This window comes from Antarctobacter heliothermus (assembly GCF_900188425.1).
In the GTDB taxonomy this organism is placed as follows: domain Bacteria; phylum Pseudomonadota; class Alphaproteobacteria; order Rhodobacterales; family Rhodobacteraceae; genus Antarctobacter; species Antarctobacter heliothermus.
Map to the genome: position 1 here is coordinate 32270 of NZ_FZON01000030.1, position 24509 is coordinate 56778.

The following is a 24509-nucleotide window of genomic DNA, read 5'->3' on the forward strand; positions in this document are numbered from 1 at the left end:
ATGGCCCCTGTCAGGACCGGTAGTCGGCGTTGATCTGGATATAGCCGTGCGTCAGATCGCAGGTCCAGACGGTAGCGTGGCCTTGTCCCAATCCGATGTCGACGATGATCTCGATCTCTGGGCGTTTGAAATAGGCCGCGCCGTCTGCTTCGCGATAGCTTTCCGCGACCCAGCCTTTTTCCGCCACCAAAAGCTCGCCAAAACTGATCGACAGCGCATCGCGGTCGGCGGCAGCGCCCGATTTGCCCACCGCCATGACAATACGGCCCCAATTGGGATCCTCTCCCGCCAGCGCGGTCTTGACCAAAGGTGAATTGGCGATGGACAGCGCATGGATGCGCGCGTCCTGTTCAGACGCCGCATGGTTGACGTGGACGGTCACAAACTTGGTCGCCCCCTCACCGTCGCGGACCACCTGATGCGCAAGGTCCAGCATCACGCCGTACAGCGCCTGCGTGAACTCGGCGTTCCACGCCACATCAACGCCAGAGGCCCCGGTGGCTGCCATCAGCAGCGTGTCCGAGGTCGAGGTGTCGCTGTCGACGGTGATGTTGTTGAAGGTCTTGGCGTTGAGCTCTGACACCATCGCCTGCAATTCGGCCCGCCCGATCTTGGCGTCGGTGAAGATGTAGACCAGCATCGTTGCCATGTCCGGGGCGATCATGCCCGACCCCTTGGCAATCCCGGCGATCTTGACGGGTTTGCCATCCACTTCGATCTGTGCCGTGGCCGCCTTGGGGAAGGTGTCCGTGGTCATGATCGCACGGGCCGCATCGGGCAGCGAGGCCGCGTCAAGTTTGCCTGTCAGTTCTTCGAGTTTGGCGGTGATGCGGTCGTGCGGCAGGCGTTCGCCGATCACCCCAGTGGACGAGGTAAAGACCCGCTCCGCAGGCAGGCCGGTCTGTTCTGCCACGGCCTCGCAGATGGCCGCGACAGAGCCCTCACCGGCACGGCCGGTGAAGGCATTGGAGTTGCCCGAGTTGACAATGATGGCAGCCCCGTCACTGCTGTCCGTTGCGATTTTAGCCTGACAATCCAACACGTTGGCGGACCGCGTGGCGGAGCGGGTAAATACCCCCGCCACCACACTGCCCGGATCGAGCAAGGCCAGCATCACATCCGGGCGGCCCTTGTAGCGGACCCCCGCCTCGGCGATGGCAAACCGTGCGCCCCCGATAACCGGGAGCGCGGGAAATTCAGCGGGGGCAAGCGGGCACCGGGGGGGCATCTGGTCAGTCCGCCAACAGGCCGAGATTGTTGATGACCGACGTGTCGATCTCTTTGTAGTCAAGGCGCGTCACTTCGCCACTCTCGACCAGATCCTTGATGTAGGACTGTACCGCCTCCTGCTTGATCTGCTGTTCAAGCTGGGCACGCACCTCTTCAAGCGGCGGCGCATCGACGGCGCGGGTCTCGTTCAGCTTGATGACATGCCAGCCGAACCGCGTCTGGACCGGCGCAGACAGATCGCCCGGTTCCATCGTGGCAACCGCCTCTTCGAAGGCCGCGACCATGCGCCCCTTGCCGAACCAGCCCAGCAGTCCGCCATTGGGACCGGTCGGTCCGGTCGAATTGGCACGGGCCAGTTCGGCGAAATCGGCACCGCCTTCCAGTTCCACGACCAGTTCCTTGGCCTTTGCCTCGGTCTCGACCAGGATGTGGGACGCATTGTATTCAACGCCCTGCACCGCATCGACATAGCCGGTCTTGTAGGCCTCTGCGATGGCCTCATCGCTGACGGCACCGTCGGCGATGGTCTGCATCGCCTCTGCGGCCATCAGTTCACGCTTTTCATTGTCCAGTGCCAGGGCGACCCGGTCGGTTTCCTCGGCCTTGTCGGACTGCGACAGTGCCTCATACTGGATCAGACGTTCCAGCAGACCTTCCCAGAGTTCCGCCGTCGGCGCGCCCTGGAACCGTTCCGGCAGCGAGGCGCGGGCCATCAGCATGTGGCCAAAGGTGATGTCCGTGCCGTTGACCGTGGCGACCACGGTATCGACAGTGATTTCGGCAGGCGTATCCTGGGCCTGCACCGGAAATGCGACGCACAGCGCTAGCGCTGCGGCGGAGAGTTTCATGAGGGTTTTCGACATCGTTAGTTCCTCTTGATCGGTGCCGCGTCCCTGGGCGGCGTTGACACTGTTCGGCCGTCCCCTTACATGCCCGAAAGGCTCTGCGAGGCCGGTCTTTTCGTTCCGTCATATGGCTCATGTGCGAGGCGGGCAAGCAGATGCCGCACTTGACGCTGGAAACAGGTACATCAGACCATGCTCGGAAAAATAGCGCGTAAGGTATTCGGCTCCCCGAATGACCGTAAGATCAAAGCGGTCCGCCCGCTGGTGGAAAAGATCAACGCGCTGGAGCCGGAGTTCGCAGCCCTGGACGACGCCGGCCTGATCGCCAAGACCCAAGAGTTCCGCGAGCGGATCGAAAAAGGCGAAAGCCTGGACAATCTGCTGCCAGAGGCCTTTGCCAACTGCCGCGAGGGTGCCAGACGCGCCTTGGGCCTGCGCGCCTTTGACGTGCAGCTTATGGGCGGGATCTTTCTGCATCAGGGCAATATCGCCGAGATGAAGACGGGGGAGGGCAAGACACTGGTCGCCACATTCCCGGCCTATCTCAACGCGCTGACCGGCAAGGGCGTGCATATCGTCACGGTCAACGACTACCTCGCCAAACGTGACGCCGAATGGATGAGCAACGTCTATGGCGCGCTTGGCCTGACAACGGGTGTGATCTATCCCCGCCAGCCCGACGACGAAAAGCAGCGGGCCTATGCCTGCGACATCACCTACGCCACCAACAATGAGCTGGGTTTCGACTATCTGCGCGACAACATGAAGTCCGAGCTGAACCAGATTTTCCAGCGCGATCACTTTTTTGCCGTCGTTGATGAGGTCGATTCGATTCTGATTGATGAGGCACGGACGCCGCTGATCATCTCCGGCCCGTCGCAGGACCGGTCGGAACTGTATGTCGCCGTCGACAAGCTGATCCCGGACCTGACCGACGAGCATTACACCGTCGACGAAAAGACCCGGAACGTGACCTTTACCGATGAGGGGAACGAGTTTCTCGAGGAACAACTGCAAGGCCGCGGCCTGCTGGAAGAGGGGCAGAGCCTCTACGATCCCGAAAGCACGACCATCGTCCACCACGTCAACCAGGCGATCCGGGCGCACAAGCTGTTCACGCGGGACAAGGATTACATCGTCCGCGACAACGAGGTCGTGCTGATCGACGAATTTACCGGCCGCATGATGGCCGGTCGCCGCCTGTCCGACGGTCTGCATCAGGCGATCGAGGCCAAGGAAGGCTGTGACATCCAGCCCGAGAACGTGACGCTGGCCAGCGTGACCTTCCAGAACTATTTCCGCCTGTACGACCGCCTGTCCGGCATGACCGGCACCGCCTCTACCGAGGCCGAGGAATTTGGCCAGATCTACGGTCTGGGTGTTGTCGAAGTGCCGACAAACGTGCCGATTTCGCGGATCGACGACGACGACGCCGTCTATCGTACCGGCGCCGAGAAATACGCCGCCATCGTGGCCGAGATCCACAAGTCGCACGAAAAGGGCCAGCCGGTTCTTGTCGGCACCACCTCGATCGACAAATCCGAAATGCTGAGCGCGATGCTCACGCAGGCCGGTCTGAAACACAACGTCCTGAACGCGCGTCAGCACGAGCAAGAGGCGCAGATCATCGCCGACGCGGGCAAGCTGGGCGCGGTGACCATCGCCACCAACATGGCCGGACGCGGCACCGACATCAAACTGGGCGGCAACGTGGAATTCAAGGTGATGGAAGCCATCACCGCCAATCCCGACCGCAACCCAGATGAGATCCGGGCAGAGATCGAAGAACAGCACAAGAGCGACGAACAGGCGGTCAAGGACGCGGGCGGCCTGTTTGTTCTGGCCACCGAACGGCACGAAAGCCGCCGCATCGACAACCAGTTGCGCGGCCGGTCCGGTCGTCAGGGTGACCCGGGGCGCTCATCTTTCTTCCTCTCCCTTGAGGATGACCTGATGCGCATCTTTGGCTCCGAGCGTCTGGAAAAGGTGCTGTCCAGCCTTGGCATGAAAGAGGGCGAGGCCATCGTTCACCCTTGGGTCAACAAATCACTGGAGCGCGCGCAGGCCAAGGTCGAGGGCCGCAACTTTGACATCCGCAAGCAACTGCTGAAATTTGACGATGTGATGAACGACCAGCGCAAGGTGATCTTTAGCCAGCGCCGCGAGATCATGGAATCCGCCGACGTCAGCGAGATCACTACGGACATGCGCCATGAGGTGATCGACGATCTGGTCGACACCTATGCCCCGCCCAAGGCCTACGCCGACCAGTGGGACATGCCGGGGCTGTATGCCGCTGCGATGGAACAGCTGGATCTTGACCTGCCGATCATCGGCTGGGCCGAAGAGGACGGCGTCGATCAGGACGTGCTGCGCGAGCGCCTTGCGGACGCCAGCGACAAGTCGATGGATGAAAAGACCGAGGCGTTTGGCGCCAAGACCATGCGCCAGATCGAAAAACAGGTGCTGTTGCAGGCCATCGACGCCAAATGGCGCGACCACTTGCTGACGCTGGAACACCTGCGGTCAGTGGTGGGCTTCCGTGGCTATGCCCAGCGTGATCCACTGAACGAGTACAAGAACGAGTCCTTCCAGCTGTTCGAGAACATGTTGGACAGCCTGCGCGAGACGGTGACCGAACAGCTCAGCAGAGTGCGCCCGATGTCCGAAGAGGAACAAAAGGCGATGGTCGAGGAAATGCGCCGTCAGCAGGAAGAGATGCAACGCAACCTGCAACAGGCCGCCGCCGCCCCCGCCCCTGCGGGAGAAGCCGTCGCGCCAGAGGGGCAGGCCGCCGAAGGGTTCGACGAAAACGATCCGGAAACCTGGGGAACTCCAGGCCGAAATGATGCCTGCCCCTGCGGATCGGGCAAGAAGTTCAAACATTGCCACGGCCGGTTGAGCTGACCTGAGCACGGTCCACAGCACGCTGAAAAACGCGACGCAAGCCAATTGGCCTGCGTCGCGTTTTGCACGTCGGCGCCCCGGATTGGCCCAAATGACTCCCCCGATGCGCCCCAAGTGCGCCATGTTTTCCATGCAGGTTCCGAAACAAGGTTTTCGCAACAGGAGTCCGTCATGGCCCGGCTAAGCAGCTACATTCTAGGAAGCGCGACACTGTTTTGCGCACTGGGGACCGGCTATGTGATGCAGTACGTTCTTGGCCTGCCGCACTCCAAAACGCCGCCTGCGGAGATCCAGCTTGAGATTTCGTCGATTACGCCGACCTCATCGGCGGTGGTGGTCCCGCTGATCCCGATGGACCAGCCCATGGCCGAACCGTTGCCCGACGCGCCAGTGGTGGTCAAAGCCGCCGTTGAAACCGATTTGCCCGAGGCAGACCTGCCCAAGGCCCCGGCGGACACCGGCTTTGACTGCGGCATCTCCATGACCGCCGACCCAATCGCTGGCGCCATGGTCAATGTCGCCCTGTCCGCCCCATGCAACGCCAGTGAGCGGGTCACCCTGCACCATCAGGGTATGATGTTCTCCGATGTCATGCAGCCTGACGGAACGCTGTCAGTCAGCATTCCGGCGCTTGCGGAACAGGCAATCTTTATCGCCTCCTTCGCCAGCGGCGACGGCGCCATGGCCACAACGAATGTGTCTTCCCTGCCCTTCTACGACCGCGTGGCGGTGCAGTGGAAAGGCGAGGCAGGGCTGCAATTGCACGCCCGCGAGTTTTCTGCCGACTACTTCACCGAAGGCCATATATGGGCCGCAAGTGCCGGCAATCTGACCGCCGCCGCCAAAGGCGAAGGCGGATTCCTGACCCGTCTGGGCCAGATGGACACGCCCGATGCGCTGGTCGTCGAAGTGTACTCATTCCCTTCGGGAACCGCGCAGCGCAGCGGCGAAGTGCTGCTTTCGGTCGAGGCCGAGGTCACGGCCAAGAACTGCGATGCCGCAGTTGAGGCGCAGACGCTGCAAATTCGCGAAGGCGGCCCCCTGCGAACCCATGATCTGACGCTGGAGATGCCGGGATGCGACGCGGTTGGTGACTTTCTTGTGTTGAAAAACCTCGTCGAAGACCTGACTATCGCCGCTAGATAGTAGCGGGTGACGGGGACTTTATGTGGATTGGTCGTGCGGCGGTTTTCGCCGCACTTTTCTTTGCGGTGCAGGCCGGTTCTGCTTTTGCACAGGACATCACGCTGAAATCGCGGGATGGTACGATCTCGCTCAGCGGGACGCTTCTGGGGTTTGACGGCGAATTTTACCGGATCGAAACGCGGTTCGGTGAACTGACGGTCGACGGCTCCGGTGTGTCCTGTACCGGTGTCGGCTGTCCCTCGTTGACCGGCTATGTCGCGCGGGTGACCATCTCTGGGTCGGCCACGCTGGGCCGTGTCCTGATGCCCGCCCTGATAGAGGGGTTTGCCCGGCGCAACGGGCTGGAGGCCCGACGCACAACCGCCCCGGACGGCGACCCGATCTACGCCCTGCAAGAGGCGGGCGGCGGACCGCTGGTGGGGGAGTTCACCTTTCGCGTCAGCAACACCGACAAAGGCTTTGCCGATCTCGCGGCCGACGATGCGGACATTGTCATGGCCCTGCGTGAAATCCGCCCCGAAGAGGTCACAGCCGCCAAGAATGCGGGGCTGGGCGACCTGACACAGCCCAACCGCTCTCGCGTGCTGGCGCTGGATGCCATGGTGCCCATCGTGTCGTCCCACAATCCGGTCGACACGCTGTCCATCGTCCAACTGGCCGAGATCCTGTCTGGCCGCATCGACAACTGGAAGGCGCTCGGTGGCCCGGATGCACCGATCACCGTGCATCTGCGTGACGATGGTTCAGGCATGGTGCAGGGGCTGCAGGACCGGCTGCTGCGCCCGGTCCGACAATCGCTGGCCGCCGGGGCCACGCGCCACGACAGCAACCCCGCTCTGACACGGGCGGTCGCGCATGATCCTTTTGGGTTGGGCATGGCGAACTACTCGGAGATCGGCAATACCAAGCCGCTGGTGCTGACCGGCCCTTGCGGGTTCCGGCTGCGCGCGGCGCGGCGCAGTATCAAGACAGAGGATTACCCGCTGACCGCGCCGATGTTCCTGTATGTCCCGGCCCGGCGCCTGCCGCGACTGGCGCGCGAATTTCTGGCCTATACCCACAGCCCACCCGCTCAGATCGTGATCCGCCGCGCCGGATTTGTTGATCAATCCCCTGAAGAAATCGCCGTGGATCTACAGGGGGACCGGCTGGCCAACGCGGTGGCGGTGGCCGAAGGCCCTGAAGGATTGGCTGCCTTGCAGGGTATGGTCCAGGCGCTGGCCCCCATGCGCCGCCTGACAGTCACGTTCCGGTTCGAGGCAGGTTCTGCCCGGCTTGACGCCCAGTCCCGGTCAAACGTGCTGGCGCTGGCGCGCGCGCTGGAATCAGGTGTCTACGACGGCAGGCGTCTGGTATTTGTCGGCTTTTCCGATGGGGTTGGCCCCGCCTCCGCCAACCTCGACATAGCAGAGCGACGGGCCGAGGCGGTGCGCGAGGCGATTCAGACCGCCGCCGAAACTGCCGATCTGGACCGGATCGACATTGCGGTCGAGGCATTTGGAGAGGCGCTGCCCATGGCCTGCGACGACAGTGCATGGGGCCGGCAGGTCAACCGCCGGGTCGAGGTCTGGGTGCAGTAGGTCGCGACGGCTATAGCAGCCCTTCGGAGCGGAAACTCAGCTCTTGCGATTTTCCGATGACTAGGTGGTCATGCAGGGTGATCCCCAGCGCATCCGCCGCCATCTGGATTTGCGCGGTCATGTCGATATCCGCCTGACTGGGCGTCGGATCACCAGATGGGTGGTTGTGGACAAGGATGATCGCCGAGGCATTCAGTTCCAGAGCGCGTTTGACAACCTCTCGCGGATAGACCGGCACATGATCGACCGTGCCGCGCGCCTGCGGCTCATCCGCGATCAGCACATTCTTGCGGTCCAGAAACAGGATGCGGAATTGTTCGGTATCCCGGTGCGCCATGCTGGTCTGACAGTAGTCCAGCAACGCATCCCAACTGCTGAGCACCTGTTTGCCCAGAACCCGGCTGCGCGCCAGACGGTGCGCTGCGGCCTCAACGATCTTGAGCTCTGTCAGCACAGCGTCGCCGACACCATTGACCTCACGCAGCCGGTGCGGTGGGGCAGACAGCACGCCGTTGAAGTCGCCGAAGGTTTCCAGCAATTGGCGGGCCAGTGGTTTGACATCCCGGCGCGGAATGGCCCTGAACAGCACTAGTTCCAGCATTTCGTAGTCCGGCAACGCATCCGACCCGCCGATCAGGAACCGCTCGCGTAAACGGGCCCGATGATCGCGGATATAAGACGGCAGCTTGGTCGCGCCCGGCACGGGGCGCTCCGCCTCATCCAGATCGAAGAGGGCGGCTTGCGAGTCGGAAAAATGCGGGCCACGAGTCATGGTGACATCGTGGCCCGTCATGGTGAACAGCAGGTTAACAAGCACCGCGCTTTCGTGCGGGCAGCGGCCGACTCGTCAGCCTTTCATCGAATCCCAAAAACTTTTGACCGAGCGGAAAAAGCTGGAGCTTTCCGGGTTGTTGTCTTCGGCCAGCGATTCGAACTCACGCAGCAGTTCTTTCTGCTTGGAGGTCAGGTTCACCGGGGTCTCCACCGCCAGTTCGATGAACATGTCCCCCGTCGCCCCGCCCCTCAGCGCAGGCATGCCCTTGCTGCGCAGGCGCATCTGACGGCCCGACTGGCTGCCCGAGGGGATCTTGACCCGGCTGCGCCCGCCGTCAATTGTCGGCACCTCGATGTCGCCACCCAAGGCCGCCACCGTCATGGAGACCGGCACGCGGCAGTGCAGTTCCGCCCCGTCGCGTTCAAAGATCCCGTGTGGCTCAACCTCGATAAAGATATACAGGTCGCCCGGAGGACCGCCGCGCATCCCGGCCTCGCCCTCACCGGCCAGCCGGATTCGGGTGCCTGTCTCGACCCCTGCCGGAATATTCACCGACAAAGCGCGCTCTTTCTGCACACGGCCTGCACCGCTACAGACATTGCACGGGTTCTTGATGATCTGGCCCAGGCCCGAACAGGTCGGACAGGTCCGCTCTACCGTAAAGAACCCTTGCGTCGCACGCACCTTGCCAAGGCCGGAACAGGTCGGGCAGGTTGTAGGCTCTGCGCCGCCTTCGGCACCCGATCCGTTGCATTCATCACATTGCACCGAGGTCGGCACCTTGATGGTTTTTTGCAGCCCGTTATAGGCATCCTCCAGCGTCACCCGCAGGTTGTACCGCAGGTCTGCCCCACGCGCCGCACGCTGACGGCCGCCCTGACGGCCGCCCTGACGGCCGCCCATGAAGTCGCCGAACAGGTCGTCGAAGACGTCGGAAAAGGCGCTGGCGAAATCGCCGTTGCCGCCCATGCCACCTGCCCCGCCGGGACGCGGGCCGCCGCCCATGCCGCCTTCGAACGCGGCATGGCCAAACCGGTCATAGGCCGCCTTTTTCTCGGCGTCCTTCAGGACCTCATGTGCCTCGTTGGCTTCCTTGAACTGTGCTTCGGCGTCGGGCTTGTCGGCATTGCGATCGGGGTGCAGCTCTTTCGCCTTGGCGCGATAGGCTTTCTTGATCTCTTCCGCCGAGGCGCCGCGCTGGAGACCGAGCACCTCGTAATAATCACGTTTGGACATGGCTGTCCTCCTCATTGCGGAACGTCAAGGGCCGGCCCGGTGTCCGGACCGGCCCCAGATTGGTTCCGAGGGCGATGGCCTCAGGCCCGCTTGTTGTCGTCGAGATCCTCAAAGTCCGCATCGACGATGTCATCGTCACCCGCCGGACCCGAAGACGCATCGGCGCCATGCGGTTCGTCGCTGCCTTCGTCGGCTTGCGCCTTGTAGATCGCTTCACCCAGCTTCATCGCGGTTTCCGTCACGTTCTGGATGCCGCTCTTGAGCTTGTCCGCCGTGATATCGTCCTTTTCAAGGTCATCGCGCAGCGCCGCAAGCGCCAGTTCGATCACCTCTACAGTCGACGGATCGACCTTGTCGCCATGCTCTTCGACCGATTTTTCGGTCGAATGGATAAGGCTTTCGGCCTGGTTTCTGGCCTCGACAAGTTCCTTGCGGGCCTTGTCACCTTCGGCGTTCTCTTCCGCCTCTTTGACCATGCGGTCGATGTCGTCGTCCGAAAGACCACCCGACGCCTGGATCGTGATCTGCTGTTCCTTGCCGGTCGCCTTGTCCTTGGCGCCGACCGACACGATGCCGTTGGCGTCGATGTCAAAGGTCACTTCGATCTGCGGCATGCCGCGCGGCGACGGCGGGATGTCCTCAAGGTTGAACTGGCCCAACATCTTGTTGTCGGCAGCCATCTCACGCTCACCCTGGAAGACGCGGATCGTCACGGCCGACTGGTTGTCCTCGGCGGTCGAAAAGACCTGGGATTTTTTCGTCGGGATCGTCGTGTTCCGGTCGATCAGGCGGGTGAACACGCCACCCAGCGTTTCGATACCCAAGGACAGCGGGGTCACGTCCAGCAGCACGACGTCCTTGACGTCACCCTGCAGAACACCGGCCTGAATGGCGGCCCCCATGGCAACCACTTCGTCCGGGTTCACACCCTTGTGCGGCTCCTTGCCAAAGAATTTGGTCACTTCTTCCATGACCTTCGGCATACGGGTCTGACCACCGACAAGGACAACCTCGTCGATGTCATCCTTGGAGATGCCAGCATCCTTCAGCGCGGCCTGACACGGCTTGATCGAGTTCTTGATCAGGTCGCCGACAAGGCTTTCCAGCTTGGCACGGGTCAGCTTCATGACCATGTGCAGCGGCTGACCGTTGGCACCCATCGAGATGAACGGCTGGTTGATTTCCGTCTGCGTGGCCGAGGACAGTTCGATCTTGGCCTTTTCAGCCGCCTCTTTCAGGCGCTGCAGGGCCATCTTGTCCTTGGTCAGGTCGACCGAATGCTCTTTCTTGAACTCGGCCGCCAGGTAGTTGACGATCCGCATGTCAAAGTCTTCGCCACCCAGAAAGGTGTCGCCGTTGGTCGACTTGACCTCGAACAGACCGTCGTCGATCTCAAGGATGGTCACGTCGAACGTACCGCCGCCAAGGTCATAGACCGCGATGGTGCGCGCCTCTTTCTTGTCGAGGCCGTAGGCCAGCGCAGCCGCCGTCGGCTCGTTGATGATGCGCAGCACCTCAAGACCGGCGATCTTGCCCGCGTCTTTGGTAGCCTGACGCTGGGCGTCGTTGAAGTAGGCCGGAACGGTGATAACCGCCTGCGTCACTTCCTCACCAAGATAGCTCTCGGCGGTTTCTTTCATCTTTTGCAGCGTGAAGGCGGAAACCTGCGACGGCGAGTATTTCTCACCGCGGATTTCAACCCACGCGTCACCGTTACCGCCATCGACGATCTTGTAAGGAACGATGTCCTTGTCTTTGGTGACTTCGCCATCCGTCACGCGGCGTCCGATCAGACGCTTGACCGCAAAGACGGTGTTTTCCGGGTTGGTCACGGCCTGACGCTTGGCTGGCTGACCCACCAGTCGCTCATTCTCTGTGAAGGCGACAATAGAGGGTGTAGTGCGTGCACCTTCTGCGTTTTCGATAACGCGTGCCTGGCTGCCGTCCATGATGGCAACGCAGGAGTTGGTTGTGCCGAGGTCGATCCCGATCACTTTTCCCATGTTTCGATCCCTTTCATTCTCAAGGCGATGTCACGAGGCCGCGGACCCGTTACGGCATCCAGCCCCGTAGGATTGTCGCTGGGCACTCCGCAAAGGGCGTGCCCGGCGTTCGGAGGACATATAAGGAGGGGTCCTTGAGGCTGCAAGCGTCGTGATGGCGGCAATTCTGCGGTTTTCCGTCTCTGGTCGCTTGGCATCTACAGGGCAATCCTTGACAACTGGCTTATGACCGAACCGATCCGGCAAAAGGGCTTTGTCATTCACCCCGGCTTTCTGGACCGCGCAGCGCAAGACGCGCTGGTGGTGCGGCTGCGTGAGGTACTGGACAATGCCCCGCTGTTCACGCCGCGCACACGACGCGGACCAATGTCAGTCCGGATGAGCGCGGCAGGGGCCTATGGCTGGATCAGCGATACACGCGGCTATCGCTATGATGCGCGGCACCCGGACGGGTTGGTCTGGCCACCAATTCCCGATGAGGTGACGGCGATCTGGAACGCGGTGTCGGGCTGCACCCGTGCGCCAGAATGTTGTCTGATCAACTGGTACGATAGCGCCGCCCGCATGGGCCTGCACCGGGATGAGGACGAGGCGGACCTGTCCTGTCCAGTGGTGTCGGTATCGCTGGGCGATGACGCGTTGTTCCGCACGGGCAATGTCGCGCGCGGCGGGCGGACGGAATCGATCTGGTTGAAATCCGGCGACGTGGTGGTGATGGGCGGCGCGGCGCGACTGGCACATCACGGCGTTGATCGCATCCGGTTCGGATCATCGACATTGCTGCCGAACGGCGGTCGCATCAACCTGACACTGCGGGTGGTGACATGAGCGGGCACGCCGCTTCAAAGCGGCGTGGACCCGGCCTGTTTCGCGCTAGTCTGCCAATTCGCAGCAGCCTGACAGCACATAGCCGTCTGTGCCCGTCACGATCACTGTCGCGTCAAAGCCGTATTCATTGTCGGACATGCCATTGTCGCAATACGCCTTGACCACCACGACCGAAAGGTCGCGCGCACCGGCGCCACCTTGCAGCACCCATTTCTCCAACGGGTTGTACGCCCGTTTCATCAGCCCGACGGAAAAGGTGTCGCCGACCTCGTAATTGACCGGCGTCTTGACCGTGGCGCTCTGGCCCGGCCGGATGTCGATGTCCCAGAACGGCTCTGTCCCGCCGCAGATCAGCCGCGGCACATTGCCGATGTCGCCGTCCACGCGCGGCGCAAGATACCGCAGCGACGTCCAGCCCGGCAGCTCGTGAACATTCACCAACCCCCAGTTGCCTTCGACCCGGATCACCTCGACCGCGCGGGAGTCATAGGCCAGTTCCCCGACAATCGGGTGACTGGCACCCGGACCCGCGCGCACGTTCAGGACATCGTTCGACGCCACGCCCACAACATCGTGCAGGCGTGGATAGTCGCTTTGGGCGGCGGCGGCCGTGCCAAGCAGCAGCAGACCGCACAAAAGGCGCATCACCCCAACCGCGCGCATCATTGCATGTCGAGCGAACAGCACCCGGTATAGACCTGCGTGTCATAACCGCCGATCACCGCCGAGCCGGAAAAGCCAAAGACATAATCCGACATGCCGTCGGTACATTGCGTATGGTTGAGGACCAGCGTGACATTCTCCCCCAGCTTGCTGCCCAGCAGGGCGTGCGGCGCGTCGCGGCTGATCGCTGTCGCCAGCTCACCCACCTTGAACGCCTTGTCGTCATCGTCGGGGCGGGTGAATGTCAGGTTTTCTCCGACCACTGTCGCGCTCCAGAACGGTTCGGTGCCGAAACATTTGTACTGGTATCCAGAGGGTAGCTCAGTGCCTTCCTGCCGCTCCATCGAATCAAGCGGAACCCAGCCTGACAGGCCCTCGACGTTGACGCGGCCCCAGCCGTCGTCTTCTTCGACAACCTCGACATGTTTGGCGTCGAACCCCAGCGCGCCGATCACCGTGCCGTTTTCCGTCGGGCGGGTGCGCATGTTCAGCACGTCGCCCTCTTCAATGCCCATGACATGGTAGAGCGCCGGAAATTCCTGTGCCGAGGCCGCCCCGGCGAGACAAATCAGTAGTGCTGCAAATTTATTCATTTCACTCTTCCCTAAGTCCGCCGGAAAACCGCGGGGAAAGCGGGCGCGTCAGCGGCGCGCGCTCCACGAGGCCGAGGCGTGTTTGCGGGTGTAGAACTCACCCATGAGACCAATCATCACCAGAATGATACTCAGATAAAATGCATATTCCCAGTCAGAATTCCGGGGGTTGTAATCGACAAAAGCGTATCCACGCGACTGGTCGATGGTGTGGAACAGGGGATTCCAATCGAACATCGCCAGCATGGAACTGGGCAGCGTATTGGCCACGAACATCTTGCCCGAGGCAATCATGTTGGCGCGCTGGTACACCGTTGAAATGATGCTGACCGGCGTCGGGAACCACGGCTTGACCGCCAGAAAGACCAACCCGATCGCGGCGCCGGAAAACCACGACAGGATGACCATGGCAAGGCAGCCGATGGGGTCGTGAATGTCCTCCATCACAAAGGGATTGAAGGCCACGTCGTAGACGAACAGGATCGCGAACAGCGACAGGATCTGGATATACAGCGTCGAGACCATGGCAGAGATTATGGCAATGGCAGTGTTCATCGGCGCGTGCTGCATCATCGGGCTGGCCGGTCCCTCGGACGCGGACACGGCGCCCAGCGTCTTGGTGTGGGTCATGAACAGGAACACGCCGGTCATGATGTAGACCATGAAGTCGCCGCGCAGGGCGGCGCTGCGCATCCCCAGGATCTGGAACATGAAATAGAACGCCAGAACAAAGATAATCGTCTGCAACATGTTCATGAAGATCGCCATGAAGGCATTGCCATGCGTCTTGCGCACTGAACGGACTGAATTGTGATAGATCAGTTCAAGGATGTAGACGAAGGATTCCAGCCGGGACCGGGGTCGAGTAACCTGAAACATGCTGCCTGCTCCGGATGCGTGCCCGCGACAGGCCGCACACTTGCTGTTCTTGTTGTCCGGCACCATAAGGCGCGCGAGCTTTCAAATCAATAAATCCGCGCAGGCCGCGCGTCTTGGAGCCATGAAATGAATTATTCCGAACTGACCACCGTGATGCGCCGTCTGGCTCTGGAAGCCGGAGAGAAGATCATGGAGATCTACAACTCCGATGATTTTGAGGTCATGGTCAAATCCGACGACAGCCCCGTCACCGTTGCCGATCAGGCCGCCGACGCGCTGATCTCGGACGGTTTGCGCGCCGCATTTCCGGACACCGCGCTGGTCACGGAGGAACAGGCAGACAGCCATGACGTCACCGCCATGACCTTTCTGATTGTCGATCCGCTGGACGGCACCAAGGAATTCATCAAGCGGCGCGGCGATTTCACCGTGAACATCGCGCTGGTCGAGGACGGTGTGCCGACCCGCGGCGTGGTCTATGCCCCCGCCAAGGGCCGCATGTTCTACACCGACAGCGTCGGCAAATCGGTCGAAGAGACCGGCCCCTTTGACCTTGAAACGCGCGGCGAGACAACGCCGATCAAAGTCACCGATCCCGACAACGCGGCGCTGATGGTCGTGGCGTCGAAATCGCACCGTGATCAGGCCACCGTCGACTACATCGCCAAATACGATGTCAAGGACATGACCAGCGCCGGGTCGTCGCTGAAATTCTGCCTTGTCGCCACGGGCGAGGCAGATCTGTATCCGCGTCTCGGCCGCACAATGGAATGGGACACCGCTGCGGGCCACGCCGTGCTGAACGGCGCAGGCGGGCGCGTGGTGCGCTTTGACGATCACACAGCGCTGGCTTACGGCAAGGAAGGCTTCGCCAACCCGTTCTTCATCGCCTACGCTCCAGGTGTGGATCTGAAAGAGGGCTGAGTCCCAACATGACCCTGCCGGTCAGCATCGTCGTCGTCAGCCGGGATAGACCGGCCGCGCTGATGCGCTGCCTGACCGGGGTCGGCCAACTGGACTACGCCCCGTTTGAGATCATCGTCGTCGCCTGTCCCGCAGGCGCCGATGCCACGGCGGCCCGCCCCGACGCCGACCACATCAAGCTGATCCGTTTTGATGACCCCAACATCTCGGCCGCCCGCAATCTGGGGAGTGCTGCTGCATCCGGTAAGATCGTGGCCTTTATCGACGACGACGCGGTGCCGGAACCGCTGTGGCTGCGGCACCTGACCGACCCGTTCGGCGATCCGCAAGTGGCCTGTACCGGCGGCTATGTGATCGGGCGCAACGGCATTTCCTATCAGTGGACATCGCGCAGCGTCGACACGACTGGCACGGCGCACCCGCTGGCCCTGTCCGGTGATGCCCCCGCAACACCCGCCCCACCGCAAGGGCAGGCGATCAAGACCGAAGGCACAAACATGGCGGTGCGCCGCGATGTGCTGTCCACGATTGGCGGGTTCGATCCGGCGTTCCGCTTTTATCTGGATGAAACCGATCTGAACCTGCGGCTGGCCGCTGCGGGCCATCGGACGGCGCTGGTGCCCTTGGCACAAGTCCATCACGGATTTGCCCAAAGCGCCCGACGCGACCGCGACCGCAGCCCGCGCGACCTGACAGAGATCGGCGCCTCGCAAATGGTCTTCTTGCGCAAGCATGGCCCCGAGGCCGACAGGACCGCCGCATGGCGGACCTTTGCGGACGGACAGCGTGCGCGTCTTTTGCGCTTCATGCAAAGCGGCCCGCTGGACCCGCTGGATGTGGCGCGCCTGATGCGCGGTTTGCAGCACGGCGCAAAGGACGGTGCCAGCCGCGCCTTCGGAACGACCCTCGCCCAGCCCGACCTCGACCAGGGGTTTCGTCCCTATCCCGGACGTCCGGACGCCCCGCGTGTGCGCCTTTCCGGCAGACCGTGGCAGGCCGCGCGGTTGCGCGCCAAGGCGGCCAAGGCGGTCCGCGACGGCGCCATCGTCAGCCTGTTCCTGTTTTCACCGACAGCCCGCCGCCATCGCGTCACCTTTACCTCTGAAGGGGTCTGGGAACAATCTGGCGGACTTTTTGGGCAGAGCCATCGCAATGGCCCGGCAATCCGCCTGCAGCACTTTTCTTCTCGCCTCTCATCAGAGATTATGCGAGTGCAGAAACAGCGCGGATAGCGCGGATTTCGCGGGTCAAACACCCGACAAGACGACATATTGGGAACACACTTTTACCTAGGTTTTTTGCCATCCCGTTCGATAAGGCCCCCGCAATAAGCGGCCAAGGGGACCGGACGGCAAGAACAGATGGAGACTGAAATGAAAAAAAAGGTCACCAAGGCGATCTTTCCTGTGGCGGGGCTTGGCACCCGATTTCTTCCGGCCACCAAATCCGTTCCAAAGGAGATCATGACGCTGGTTGATCGCCCGCTGGTGCAATACGCGATTGACGAGGCCCGCGCCGCCGGGATCGAAGAGTTCATCTTTGTCACCTCGCGCGGCAAGGGCGCGCTGGAGGATTATTTCGACGTCGCCCCACAGTTGGAAGAAGAGCTGCGTCGCAAGGGCAAGGATCAACTGCTGGACATCCTGTTGTCGACCAACATGGACAGCGGTGAAATTGCCTACATCCGCCAGCACAAGGCGCTGGGTCTGGGCCATGCCATCTGGTGCGCCCGCCGTCTGGTTGGCGATGAGCCTTTTGCCGTCATGCTGCCCGACGATGTGATTGCCGCCGAAAAACCCTGCCTGCAGCAGATGGTCGAGGCCTATGAGCAGACCGGCGGCTGCATGGTGGCGGCGATGGAGGTTCCGCAAGAGCGTGTCAGCGCCTATGGCGTTCTGGATATCTCCGAGGACATGGGCCGGTTGGTCAAGGTCAAGGGCATGGTCGAAAAGCCGCCCGCCGATCAAGCGCCGTCAAACCTGGCGGTGATCGGCCGCTACATCCTGACCCCCGAGGTGTTCAAGCATCTGGAAAATCCCCAGACTGGTGCCGGGGGCGAGATCCAGTTGACCGACGCGATCGACAAGGAAATCAACGCCAGCGGTGTGTATGGCTACCGCTTCAACGGGCAGCGGTTCGACTGCGGGTCCAAGGCCGGTTTCCTGCAGGCCACCGTTGCCTTTGGTCTGGCGCGCGATGAGCTCAAGGACGATCTGGGCGCTTATCTCGACGAACTCGCGGTTTCTCGCAAGGCGGCGGAATAGGCCAGATGGCGCATGTTCTGGTCACAGGTGGCGCAGGATATATCGGCAGCCACGCGTGCAAGGCGCTCAGGGCGGCGGGCCATACGCCCGTCACCTTTGACAACCTGTCGACAGGCTGGCAGGACGCGGTCAAGTTCGGGCCTTTCGAACAAGGCTCCCTGACAGACCGCGCCCGGCTGGACGAGGTATTCGCCAAGTGGCAACCGACGGCGGTGATGCATTTCGCCGCCCTCAGCCAGGTCGGTGAGGCGATGGCCAAACCGGGGTTGTATTGGCGCAACAATGTCGACGGGTCGCTGACCCTGATCGAGGCCGCCTGCGCTGCCGGGTGTCTCGATTTCGTGTTCTCCTCGACCTGCGCCACTTATGGGGAACATGACAACGTCGTGCTGGACGAAAACACTCCGCAAGAGCCGTTGAACGCCTATGGCGCCTCAAAGCTTGCGGTGGAAAACATCCTGCGCGACTTTGGCGCCGCCTACGGCCTGAAATCGGTGGTGTTTCGCTATTTCAACGTGGCAGGCGCCGATCCCGAAGGCGAGGTCGGGGAACATCACCGCCCCGAAACACACCTGATCCCGGTCATGCTGGAGGCGGTCGATGGCAAACGCCCCGGCCTGACCGTGCATGGCACCGACTACGACACGCCTGACGGCACCTGCATCCGCGATTATGTGCATGTGATGGATCTGGTCGATGCGCATGTGCTGGGCCTGAAGTGGCTACAAGATGGCAAGGGCAGCCGGGTCTTCAACCTTGGCACCGGGCGCGGCTTTTCCGTGCGTGAGGTGATCGACGCGGCGGGCCATGTCACCAACATGGCCGTTCCCTGCACCGATGGTCCGCGCCGCGCAGGCGATGCCACGAAACTCGTCTCCGGCTCGACCCGCGCGGACGAGGAGCTGGGCTGGACGCCGCACCGTTCGACCATGCCGCAGATGATCGCCGATGCGTGGCGCTGGCACAAGAATGGTCACTACGCAGCGTAGTCGCCTTCTGGACCTGACCCGGCTGACCAGCCGGGCGGGCCGTCCCCTGACCGGGGTCGACCGTGTCGAATTTGCCTATCTGACCCATCTGTTGCGACATGGGCCGCTGTGGGGGTTGGTGCGGACCTCTCTGGGCTATGTCCTGCTGGATGCCACGGGCTGCGCCGCGTTCCGGGACCGGATGCTGTCCGGTGACTGGGGACCGGCGGACCGGCTGTCGCGGATCAAACGCGGGCTGGACCCGATGCGCGCGAAGGCGGAATCCGATCTGCGCCGGATCTGCACCGCGCGCTGCCTACCTCTCCGGCTGTCGGCCATGCTGCGCCGCCACCTGCCACGCGGCATCACCTATGTGAACACCGGCCACACCAATCTGACGGACCGCGTGCTGTCAGCATTGCGCGGCATCGATGCGCGCGTGTCGGTCTTTGTGCACGACACCATCCCGCTGGACGTGCCGCAGTACCAGCGCCCCGGCACCGTCGAGAAATTTCGCCATTTCCTGACACGCGTCGCAGGCAGCGCCGATCTGATCATCTGCAACTCACACCAGACCGAGGCCGATCTTAGCCGCCATCTGGCGGGGGGCCGCGTGCCCCCGACGATCTCTGCCCCCCTCGGTCTGGACCTGACACAGCCAACCAGTGCCCCACAGGGTCCGTGGGCCAAACCCTATTTCGTCACCCTTGGAACGATTGAGCCCCGCAAGAACCACGCCCTGCTGCTGGATCTCTGGGCCGACATCCCCGACGCCGATCTGCTGATCTGCGGCAGCCGCGGCTGGGAAAATCACGCTGTCTTTGACCAGCTCGACCGCAAGCCCCCGCGCATTCATGAACTGCCCGGGCTGGACGACGGGCAGGTCGCGGCGCTCTTGAAAGGGTCGGCGGGATTGCTGTTTCCCAGCTTCGCTGAGGGCTATGGCCTGCCCCCGGTCGAGGCCGCAGCCCTGGGCGTGCCCGTTCTGGTGAACGATTTGGCAATATATCGGGAAGTATTGGGTGACATTCCCGTTTACGCAAATGTTTCCGACCGTTATCTTTGGCGCAAAGAAATCAACCGATTGGCAGCGATCCATCGGGCAGGACAGACCGACGCAGAACAGGCCCTGCGTTTCGCACCCCCCACATGGGAGGCGCATTTCAAGACGGTTTTAACCCTGACCTGATAGCTGCGTTTCGCAAAAGCGGCCCTTGGGGCGCGGGACATGAGGCAGACATTTGGGCGCATGGCAGGCATACCGTCTGAGGATGCAGCGGAAACGCTGGCGCATCCGTGCCTTTCGCAAACGGCGCGAATTGCGCCCGGTCGCCAATCGAACCGATCAGATCCGCGCTTCTGACATCCTGCTGTTTTCGACCCAGCGCAATGAGGGCATCCGCCTGCCCTATTTCCTGCGCTACTACCGCGACATGGGCGTCAGCCACTTTTTCTTTGTCGACAATGACAGCACGGACGGCTCGCTCAACTACTTGGCCGAACAGCCGGATGTCTCTGTCTGGACCACGCGCGCCAGCTATAAACGCGCACGGTTTGGGGTCGACTGGCTCAACTGGCTGCTGATGCAGCACGCACATGGCCATTGGGCGCTGACCGTCGACCCGGATGAGCTCTTTTTATACCCGTTTTGCGACACCCGCCCCCTTAGCGCGCTGACCGACTGGCTGGATGCCTCTTCGATCAAATCATTCTCGGCCATGCTGCTGGACATGTACCCCAAGGGCCGGATTGATCAGCACCCCTACCGCACCGGGCAAGACCCGCTGGAGATTGCCAGCTGGTTCGACGCTGGCAATTATTCGATTCAGAAAAACCCGCAATTCGGCAACCTGTGGATTCAGGGCGGACCGCGCGCGCGGGTGTTCTTTGCCGACAAGCCGAAACTGGCCCCGGCGCTGAACAAGATCCCGCTGGTGAAATGGGATCGCCGCTATGCCTATGTGTCCTCCACCCACAACCTGCTGCCGCGCGGTCTGAATCAGGTCTATGACGAATGGGGCGGCGAAAAGGCCAGCGGCCTGCTGCTGCACACCAAATTCCTGTCGACCTTTTCCGAAAAGGCCGAAGAAGAGCTGGACCGCGGCCAGCACTACGGCGCCAGCCGCGAATACATCGCCTATGCCGAGGCGGTCAGGGACAAACCGGACCTGTGGTGCAAATGGTCAGAGAAATACATCAACTGGCGCCAGCTTGAGATCCTCGGCCTGATGTCAAAGGGCAACTGGGCATGAGCGTGGGCGTCATCCTGCTGGTCCACACCGCCTTTGACCGCGCCGAACAGGTGGCCCGGCACTGGGCACAGGGCGGCCGTCCGGTGGTGATCCACGTCGACGCCAAGGTGCCCAAGGACCGCTTTCGGACCTTCCAACAGGCGCTGGCCGATCTGCCCGACGTGTTGTTTTCCAGACGCCACCGTTGTGAATGGGGCACCTGGGGGCTGGTCGCCGCCAGTCAGGACGCGTCCGAACTGATGCTGGAGCGTTTTGCCGACGTGCAGCATGTCTACCTGTCGTCCGGGTCCTGTCTGCCGCTGCGTCCGGTGGATGAACTGCGGGCTTACCTTGCGGACCGCCCGCGCACCGATTTCATCGAAAGCGCGACAACCGCAGATGTGCCCTGGACGGTTGGCGGGCTGGACCATGAACGCTTTACCCTGCAATTCCCGTTTTCCTGGCGCAAACACCGTTATCTCTTTGACAAATTCGTGGACCTGCAACGCGCCACTGGCTATGCGCGCCGCATCCCCGAAGGGTTGACGCCCCACATGGGCAGCCAGTGGTGGTGCCTGACGCGCAAAACCCTCTCCGCCATCCTGAATGACCCCGAACGCCCGCGCCACGACCGCTATTTCCGCCGCGTCTGGATACCGGACGAAAGCTATTTCCAGACCCTTGCGCGGCTCTACTCAACCCAGATCGAAAGCCGGTCACTGACGCTGTCGAAATTCGACTTTCAGGGCAAACCGCACATCTTTTACGACGATCACCTGCAACTTTTGCGGCGGTCGGATTGTTTCGTCGCGCGCAAGATCTGGCCACAGGCCAATCGCCTCTATGAGGCGTTCCTGACCGACCCGAACACAGCCCAGCAACGGCAAGAGCCCAATCCCGGCAAGATCGACCGCATCTTTGCCAAGGCGGTGGACCGCCGGACCCGTGGCCGCCCCGGCCTGTACATGCAAAGCCGGTTCCCGCGCATGGGCTGGGAAAACGGCGTCACGGCCGGGAAATACTCGGTGTTCCAAGGCTTCGCCGAGCTGTTTGTGGGGTTTGAGGACTGGCTGGCCAAATCCACCGGCGCGCAGGTGCACGGCCACCTGTATGCCCCGGACCGGGCTGAATTTGCGGGCGGCGAAACGGTTATCGCCGGGGCTTTGCCCGACAATGCGCTGGCGCGGGACGGCAACCCCAAGGCGTTTCTGACAAACCTGCTGTGGAACACGCGCGGTGAGCGTCAGTGTTTTCAGTACGGGCCTGCGGACAATCCAAAGGTGCTGCGTCACATGACGCTGGACCCGAACGCGCAGATCAGCGTGATATCGGGCGCTTGGGCGGTGCCGCTGTATCAGTCCAATTCCGACTTTGCCGAGATCCGGGCAGAGGCCGCGCGCCTGCAACGGATAGAGGCCAAGATGCTGGACGAGTTGCGCAAACCCGACGTCAAGGCGCGCATCCGGACGTGGACAATGGCCGATTTCATCGAGGCCCCGATGGAACCCTTGCAGACCCTGATCGACGAGATCGGACAAAAGAACGCCCGCCGTCTGGCAGAGGCGCCGCGCCTTGTGGACCTGTCCGGCTTTGGCCAGTTCCTGCAAAACCTCAAGAATCAGGGGATGCACCCCTATCTTATGGGTGATTTCCCGGTGGACCCGATCCCCCGCAACCGCCCCGGCAGCTCCCGAAAACCCTATCTCGTCAGGAAATGATTCCCCATGTCCCAGCGTTTCGACTGTTTCGTGATCTTCGCCGAGATGCGGACAGGCTCGAATTTCCTAGAGGCGAACCTGAACGCCTTTGACGGGATGACCTGCCACGGTGAGGCGTTCAACCCGCATTTCATCGGCTATCCGAACACCGATCATATCCTGGACGTCACGCTGGAAGAGCGTGACCGCAATCCCGCCGCCCTGCTGGATCGTATCCGCACCGGCACACCAGAGGGTCTGGGCGGGTTTCGCTATTTCCACGACCACGATCCGCGTGTTCTGGACCCGCTGCTGGCGGACCCGCGCACCGCCAAGATCGTTCTCACTCGGAACCCGGTCGACAGTTATATCAGTTGGAAGATCGCGCAGGCCACCGGCCAGTGGAAACTGACCAACGTCAAACGGCGCAAGGATGCACAGGCGCGCTTTGACGCCGAAGAGTTCGAAAGCCATCTGGCCGAATTGCAGGCATTTCAGGTGACATTGCTGCGCGCGCTGCAGACCACCGGCCAGACCGCCTTTTACGTCGCCTACGAGGATTTGCAGGACGTCGAGGTCATGAACGGGCTGGCGCAATGGCTGGGCATTTCGGCGCGACTGGACAGCCTGAACACCGCCCTGAAACGGCAAAACCCGCAATCTACCGCGCAAAAGGTTGAAAACTACGCCGAAATGTCGGCCTCGCTGGCGCGGCTCGATCGGTTCAACCTGTCGCGCACGCCGAATTTCGAACCCCGGCGCGGCCCCGTGGTGCCGACCTATATCGCCGCGCGGGACACACCGCTGTTGTATATGCCAATCCGGTCCGGGCCGGAACGCGCAGTCCGGCAATGGCTGGGCGCGCTGGACGGCGTCGGACCGGGCAAGCTGGCCGACAAATTCACCCAAGGCTCGCTGCGCGGTTGGAAACGCGACCGCCCCGGCCACCGCAGCTTTACCGTGATCCGCCATCCTCTGGCGCGCGCGCATGATGCGTTTTGCTCCAAGATCCTGACCACGGAAAAGGGCAGCTTTCCCGGTATTCGCAAGGTGCTGCGCCGGGCGCATAACTTTCCCATCCCCGAGGGAGAGCCGGGACTGAACTATGACGTGACCGCCCACCGCGAGGCGTTCAGCGCCTGGCTGGCCTGGGTCCGGGCAAACCTGAATGGACAGACTGCGTTGCGCGTCGATGGCCATTGGGCCACGCAGGCCCAATGCCTTGAGGGGATGGCAGAGTTTACCTTGCCGGACATGATCGTGCGCGAGGATGAGATGGAGGCTTATCTGCCCGCGCTCGCTCTGCAGGTTGGTCATGAAAACCCGCCCGATCCGGTGGCCGTCGCCAACAGCGCACCGTATTCGCTGGCGGAAATTTACGACAACCAGATCGAGGCACTGGCCCGCGACGCCTATCAGCGCGACTATGTGATGTTCGGTTTCAACGACTGGGCATAAGCTTCACGCGCCCCTTTTCGACAAAACCCGGCCCGTCAAACACACGCACCGGGTCTCCACGCTGGACCTGATGGTGCAGCCAATGCGCCTGTCCGTCCCGCGCGGCCTGTGCCTCTGCCGCGTCAGCATCGGCCAGCGCCTGAAGGCGGGCAAGCGCCAGCCGACGGTTCTGGTGCTGTGAGCGTTCGGCCCGCACAACAACCGCATACGCCCCCCAGCGCGCGGTATCCGTCCGCTGTCGCCGCTCTGACGAGCGGAACCCTCGGCTGATAGTGTCCACCA

General features: G+C 62.2%; 20 protein-coding genes and 1 pseudogene. 12 read left to right on the forward strand and 9 right to left on the reverse strand.

Annotated elements, in window-relative coordinates; all coding sequences use genetic code 11:
• Window positions 1-10 precede the first annotated feature (10 nt).
• Both argJ and CHB90_RS15210 read right to left on the reverse strand, forming a co-directional pair.
• Window positions 11-1228 carry a bifunctional glutamate N-acetyltransferase/amino-acid acetyltransferase ArgJ gene (gene argJ, locus CHB90_RS15205; protein WP_089278718.1) on the reverse strand — a complete coding sequence of 406 codons (1218 nt, stop codon included), beginning with the start codon at window positions 1226-1228 and terminating at the stop codon, window positions 11-13.
• A 4-nt stretch (window positions 1229-1232) separates the two neighbouring features.
• Window positions 1233-2093, reverse strand: coding sequence for a peptidylprolyl isomerase (locus tag CHB90_RS15210; protein WP_089278719.1), 861 nt, complete (start codon window positions 2091-2093; stop codon window positions 1233-1235).
• 174 nt (window positions 2094-2267) lie between these two features.
• Between CHB90_RS15210 and secA the strand changes: the two genes are divergently transcribed.
• The 3 genes from secA to CHB90_RS15225 all read left to right on the forward strand — a co-directional run bounded on the left by secA (window position 2268) and on the right by CHB90_RS15225 (window position 7708).
• Complete coding sequence (secA, locus tag CHB90_RS15215; protein ID WP_089278720.1) at window positions 2268-4982, forward strand: preprotein translocase subunit SecA; 2715 nt, start codon at window positions 2268-2270, stop codon at window positions 4980-4982.
• 171 nt (window positions 4983-5153) lie between these two features.
• Complete coding sequence (locus tag CHB90_RS15220) at window positions 5154-6128, forward strand: translocase (protein ID WP_089278721.1); 975 nt, start codon at window positions 5154-5156, stop codon at window positions 6126-6128.
• A 20-nt stretch (window positions 6129-6148) separates the two neighbouring features.
• On the forward strand, window positions 6149-7708 hold the full coding sequence (locus tag CHB90_RS15225) for a phosphate ABC transporter substrate-binding/OmpA family protein (RefSeq protein ID WP_089278722.1): 1560 nt from the start codon (window positions 6149-6151) through the stop codon (window positions 7706-7708).
• 10 nt (window positions 7709-7718) lie between these two features.
• Here the strand turns inward: CHB90_RS15225 and radC are convergent, their stop codons facing one another.
• From radC to dnaK, 3 genes are all read right to left on the reverse strand, one after another.
• Window positions 7719-8480 carry a RadC family protein gene (gene radC, locus CHB90_RS15230; protein ID WP_089278738.1) on the reverse strand — a complete coding sequence of 254 codons (762 nt, stop codon included), beginning with the start codon at window positions 8478-8480 and terminating at the stop codon, window positions 7719-7721.
• A 75-nt stretch (window positions 8481-8555) separates the two neighbouring features.
• A complete protein-coding gene (gene dnaJ, locus CHB90_RS15235; RefSeq protein ID WP_089278723.1) occupies window positions 8556-9719 on the reverse strand; it encodes a molecular chaperone DnaJ in 1164 nt (387 codons plus the stop codon).
• A gap of 80 nt (window positions 9720-9799) precedes the next feature.
• The gene (dnaK, locus tag CHB90_RS15240; protein ID WP_089278724.1) at window positions 9800-11722 is read right to left on the reverse strand and encodes a molecular chaperone DnaK; all 1923 of its coding nucleotides are present in this window, start codon (window positions 11720-11722) and stop codon (window positions 9800-9802) included.
• A gap of 225 nt (window positions 11723-11947) precedes the next feature.
• Here dnaK and CHB90_RS15245 point away from each other — a divergent pair, with 225 nt between their 5' ends.
• Window positions 11948-12550, forward strand: a complete 603-nt coding sequence (locus CHB90_RS15245) for an alpha-ketoglutarate-dependent dioxygenase AlkB family protein (protein ID WP_089278725.1) — start codon at window positions 11948-11950, stop codon at window positions 12548-12550.
• A gap of 45 nt (window positions 12551-12595) precedes the next feature.
• On the opposite strand, the gene CHB90_RS15250 is transcribed toward CHB90_RS15245, so the two are convergent.
• Genes CHB90_RS15250 through CHB90_RS15260 form a run of 3 tightly spaced genes read right to left on the reverse strand, consistent with a single transcriptional unit; the run spans window position 12596 to window position 14685 of the window.
• The gene (locus CHB90_RS15250) at window positions 12596-13195 is read right to left on the reverse strand and encodes an SH3 domain-containing protein (RefSeq protein WP_170941080.1); all 600 of its coding nucleotides are present in this window, start codon (window positions 13193-13195) and stop codon (window positions 12596-12598) included.
• Between the two features lie 17 nt (window positions 13196-13212).
• Window positions 13213-13806, reverse strand: a complete 594-nt coding sequence (locus CHB90_RS15255; RefSeq protein ID WP_089278727.1) for a COG3650 family protein — start codon at window positions 13804-13806, stop codon at window positions 13213-13215.
• A 48-nt stretch (window positions 13807-13854) separates the two neighbouring features.
• A complete protein-coding gene (locus CHB90_RS15260; RefSeq protein ID WP_089278728.1) occupies window positions 13855-14685 on the reverse strand; it encodes an ABC transporter permease in 831 nt (276 codons plus the stop codon).
• A 126-nt stretch (window positions 14686-14811) separates the two neighbouring features.
• Here CHB90_RS15260 and cysQ point away from each other — a divergent pair, with 126 nt between their 5' ends.
• The 8 genes from cysQ to CHB90_RS15300 all read left to right on the forward strand — a co-directional run bounded on the left by cysQ (window position 14812) and on the right by CHB90_RS15300 (window position 24227).
• Complete coding sequence (gene cysQ, locus CHB90_RS15265) at window positions 14812-15609, forward strand: 3'(2'),5'-bisphosphate nucleotidase CysQ (protein ID WP_089278729.1); 798 nt, start codon at window positions 14812-14814, stop codon at window positions 15607-15609.
• Window positions 15610-15617: 8 nt separating this feature from the next.
• Window positions 15618-16841 (forward strand): glycosyltransferase family 2 protein, encoded by a 1224-nt coding sequence (locus CHB90_RS15270; RefSeq protein ID WP_089278730.1) that lies wholly within the window; start codon window positions 15618-15620, stop codon window positions 16839-16841.
• 141 nt (window positions 16842-16982) lie between these two features.
• Window positions 16983-17873: a UTP--glucose-1-phosphate uridylyltransferase GalU gene (gene galU / locus CHB90_RS15275; protein WP_089278739.1), complete on the forward strand. Its 891-nt coding sequence runs from the start codon at window positions 16983-16985 to the stop codon at window positions 17871-17873.
• Window positions 17874-17878: 5 nt separating this feature from the next.
• On the forward strand, window positions 17879-18862 hold the full coding sequence (gene galE / locus CHB90_RS15280; protein WP_089278731.1) for a UDP-glucose 4-epimerase GalE: 984 nt from the start codon (window positions 17879-17881) through the stop codon (window positions 18860-18862).
• Complete coding sequence (locus CHB90_RS15285) at window positions 18843-20030, forward strand: glycosyltransferase family 4 protein (protein ID WP_089278732.1); 1188 nt, start codon at window positions 18843-18845, stop codon at window positions 20028-20030. The genes galE and CHB90_RS15285 overlap by 20 nt, the downstream gene beginning before the upstream one ends.
• 82 nt (window positions 20031-20112) lie before the next feature.
• Window positions 20113-21093, forward strand: a complete 981-nt coding sequence (locus tag CHB90_RS15290) for a glycosyltransferase family 2 protein (RefSeq protein WP_170941081.1) — start codon at window positions 20113-20115, stop codon at window positions 21091-21093.
• Window positions 21090-22790, forward strand: coding sequence for a DUF5927 domain-containing protein (locus CHB90_RS15295; RefSeq protein ID WP_089278734.1), 1701 nt, complete (start codon window positions 21090-21092; stop codon window positions 22788-22790). Before CHB90_RS15290 ends, CHB90_RS15295 begins: the two co-directional genes overlap by 4 nt.
• A 6-nt stretch (window positions 22791-22796) precedes the next feature.
• On the forward strand, window positions 22797-24227 hold the full coding sequence (locus CHB90_RS15300; protein WP_089278735.1) for a sulfotransferase family 2 domain-containing protein: 1431 nt from the start codon (window positions 22797-22799) through the stop codon (window positions 24225-24227).
• Here the strand turns inward: CHB90_RS15300 and CHB90_RS26585 are convergent.
• Window positions 24211-24509 (reverse strand): annotated as a pseudogene (locus CHB90_RS26585) (hypothetical protein); the annotation flags it as partial. The gene CHB90_RS15300 and the pseudogene CHB90_RS26585 sit on opposite strands and share 17 nt — an antisense overlap.

Coding starts and splice junctions, on each gene's coding strand:
- argJ (WP_089278718.1), bottom strand. CDS start 1,228: ATGCCCCCCCGGTGCCCGCTTGCCCCCGCTGAATTTCCCGCGCTCCCG.
- CHB90_RS15210 (WP_089278719.1), bottom strand. CDS start 2,093: ATGTCGAAAACCCTCATGAAACTCTCCGCCGCAGCGCTAGCGCTGTGC.
- secA (WP_089278720.1), top strand. CDS start 2,268: ATGCTCGGAAAAATAGCGCGTAAGGTATTCGGCTCCCCGAATGACCGT.
- CHB90_RS15220 (WP_089278721.1), top strand. CDS start 5,154: ATGGCCCGGCTAAGCAGCTACATTCTAGGAAGCGCGACACTGTTTTGC.
- CHB90_RS15225 (WP_089278722.1), top strand. CDS start 6,149: ATGTGGATTGGTCGTGCGGCGGTTTTCGCCGCACTTTTCTTTGCGGTG.
- radC (WP_089278738.1), bottom strand. CDS start 8,480: ATGACTCGTGGCCCGCATTTTTCCGACTCGCAAGCCGCCCTCTTCGAT.
- dnaJ (WP_089278723.1), bottom strand. CDS start 9,719: ATGTCCAAACGTGATTATTACGAGGTGCTCGGTCTCCAGCGCGGCGCC.
- dnaK (WP_089278724.1), bottom strand. CDS start 11,722: ATGGGAAAAGTGATCGGGATCGACCTCGGCACAACCAACTCCTGCGTT.
- CHB90_RS15245 (WP_089278725.1), top strand. CDS start 11,948: ATGACCGAACCGATCCGGCAAAAGGGCTTTGTCATTCACCCCGGCTTT.
- CHB90_RS15250 (WP_170941080.1), bottom strand. CDS start 13,195: ATGCGCCTTTTGTGCGGTCTGCTGCTGCTTGGCACGGCCGCCGCCGCC.
- CHB90_RS15255 (WP_089278727.1), bottom strand. CDS start 13,806: ATGAATAAATTTGCAGCACTACTGATTTGTCTCGCCGGGGCGGCCTCG.
- CHB90_RS15260 (WP_089278728.1), bottom strand. CDS start 14,685: ATGTTTCAGGTTACTCGACCCCGGTCCCGGCTGGAATCCTTCGTCTAC.
- cysQ (WP_089278729.1), top strand. CDS start 14,812: ATGAATTATTCCGAACTGACCACCGTGATGCGCCGTCTGGCTCTGGAA.
- CHB90_RS15270 (WP_089278730.1), top strand. CDS start 15,618: ATGACCCTGCCGGTCAGCATCGTCGTCGTCAGCCGGGATAGACCGGCC.
- galU (WP_089278739.1), top strand. CDS start 16,983: ATGAAAAAAAAGGTCACCAAGGCGATCTTTCCTGTGGCGGGGCTTGGC.
- galE (WP_089278731.1), top strand. CDS start 17,879: ATGGCGCATGTTCTGGTCACAGGTGGCGCAGGATATATCGGCAGCCAC.
- CHB90_RS15285 (WP_089278732.1), top strand. CDS start 18,843: ATGGTCACTACGCAGCGTAGTCGCCTTCTGGACCTGACCCGGCTGACC.
- CHB90_RS15290 (WP_170941081.1), top strand. CDS start 20,113: ATGCAGCGGAAACGCTGGCGCATCCGTGCCTTTCGCAAACGGCGCGAA.
- CHB90_RS15295 (WP_089278734.1), top strand. CDS start 21,090: ATGAGCGTGGGCGTCATCCTGCTGGTCCACACCGCCTTTGACCGCGCC.
- CHB90_RS15300 (WP_089278735.1), top strand. CDS start 22,797: ATGTCCCAGCGTTTCGACTGTTTCGTGATCTTCGCCGAGATGCGGACA.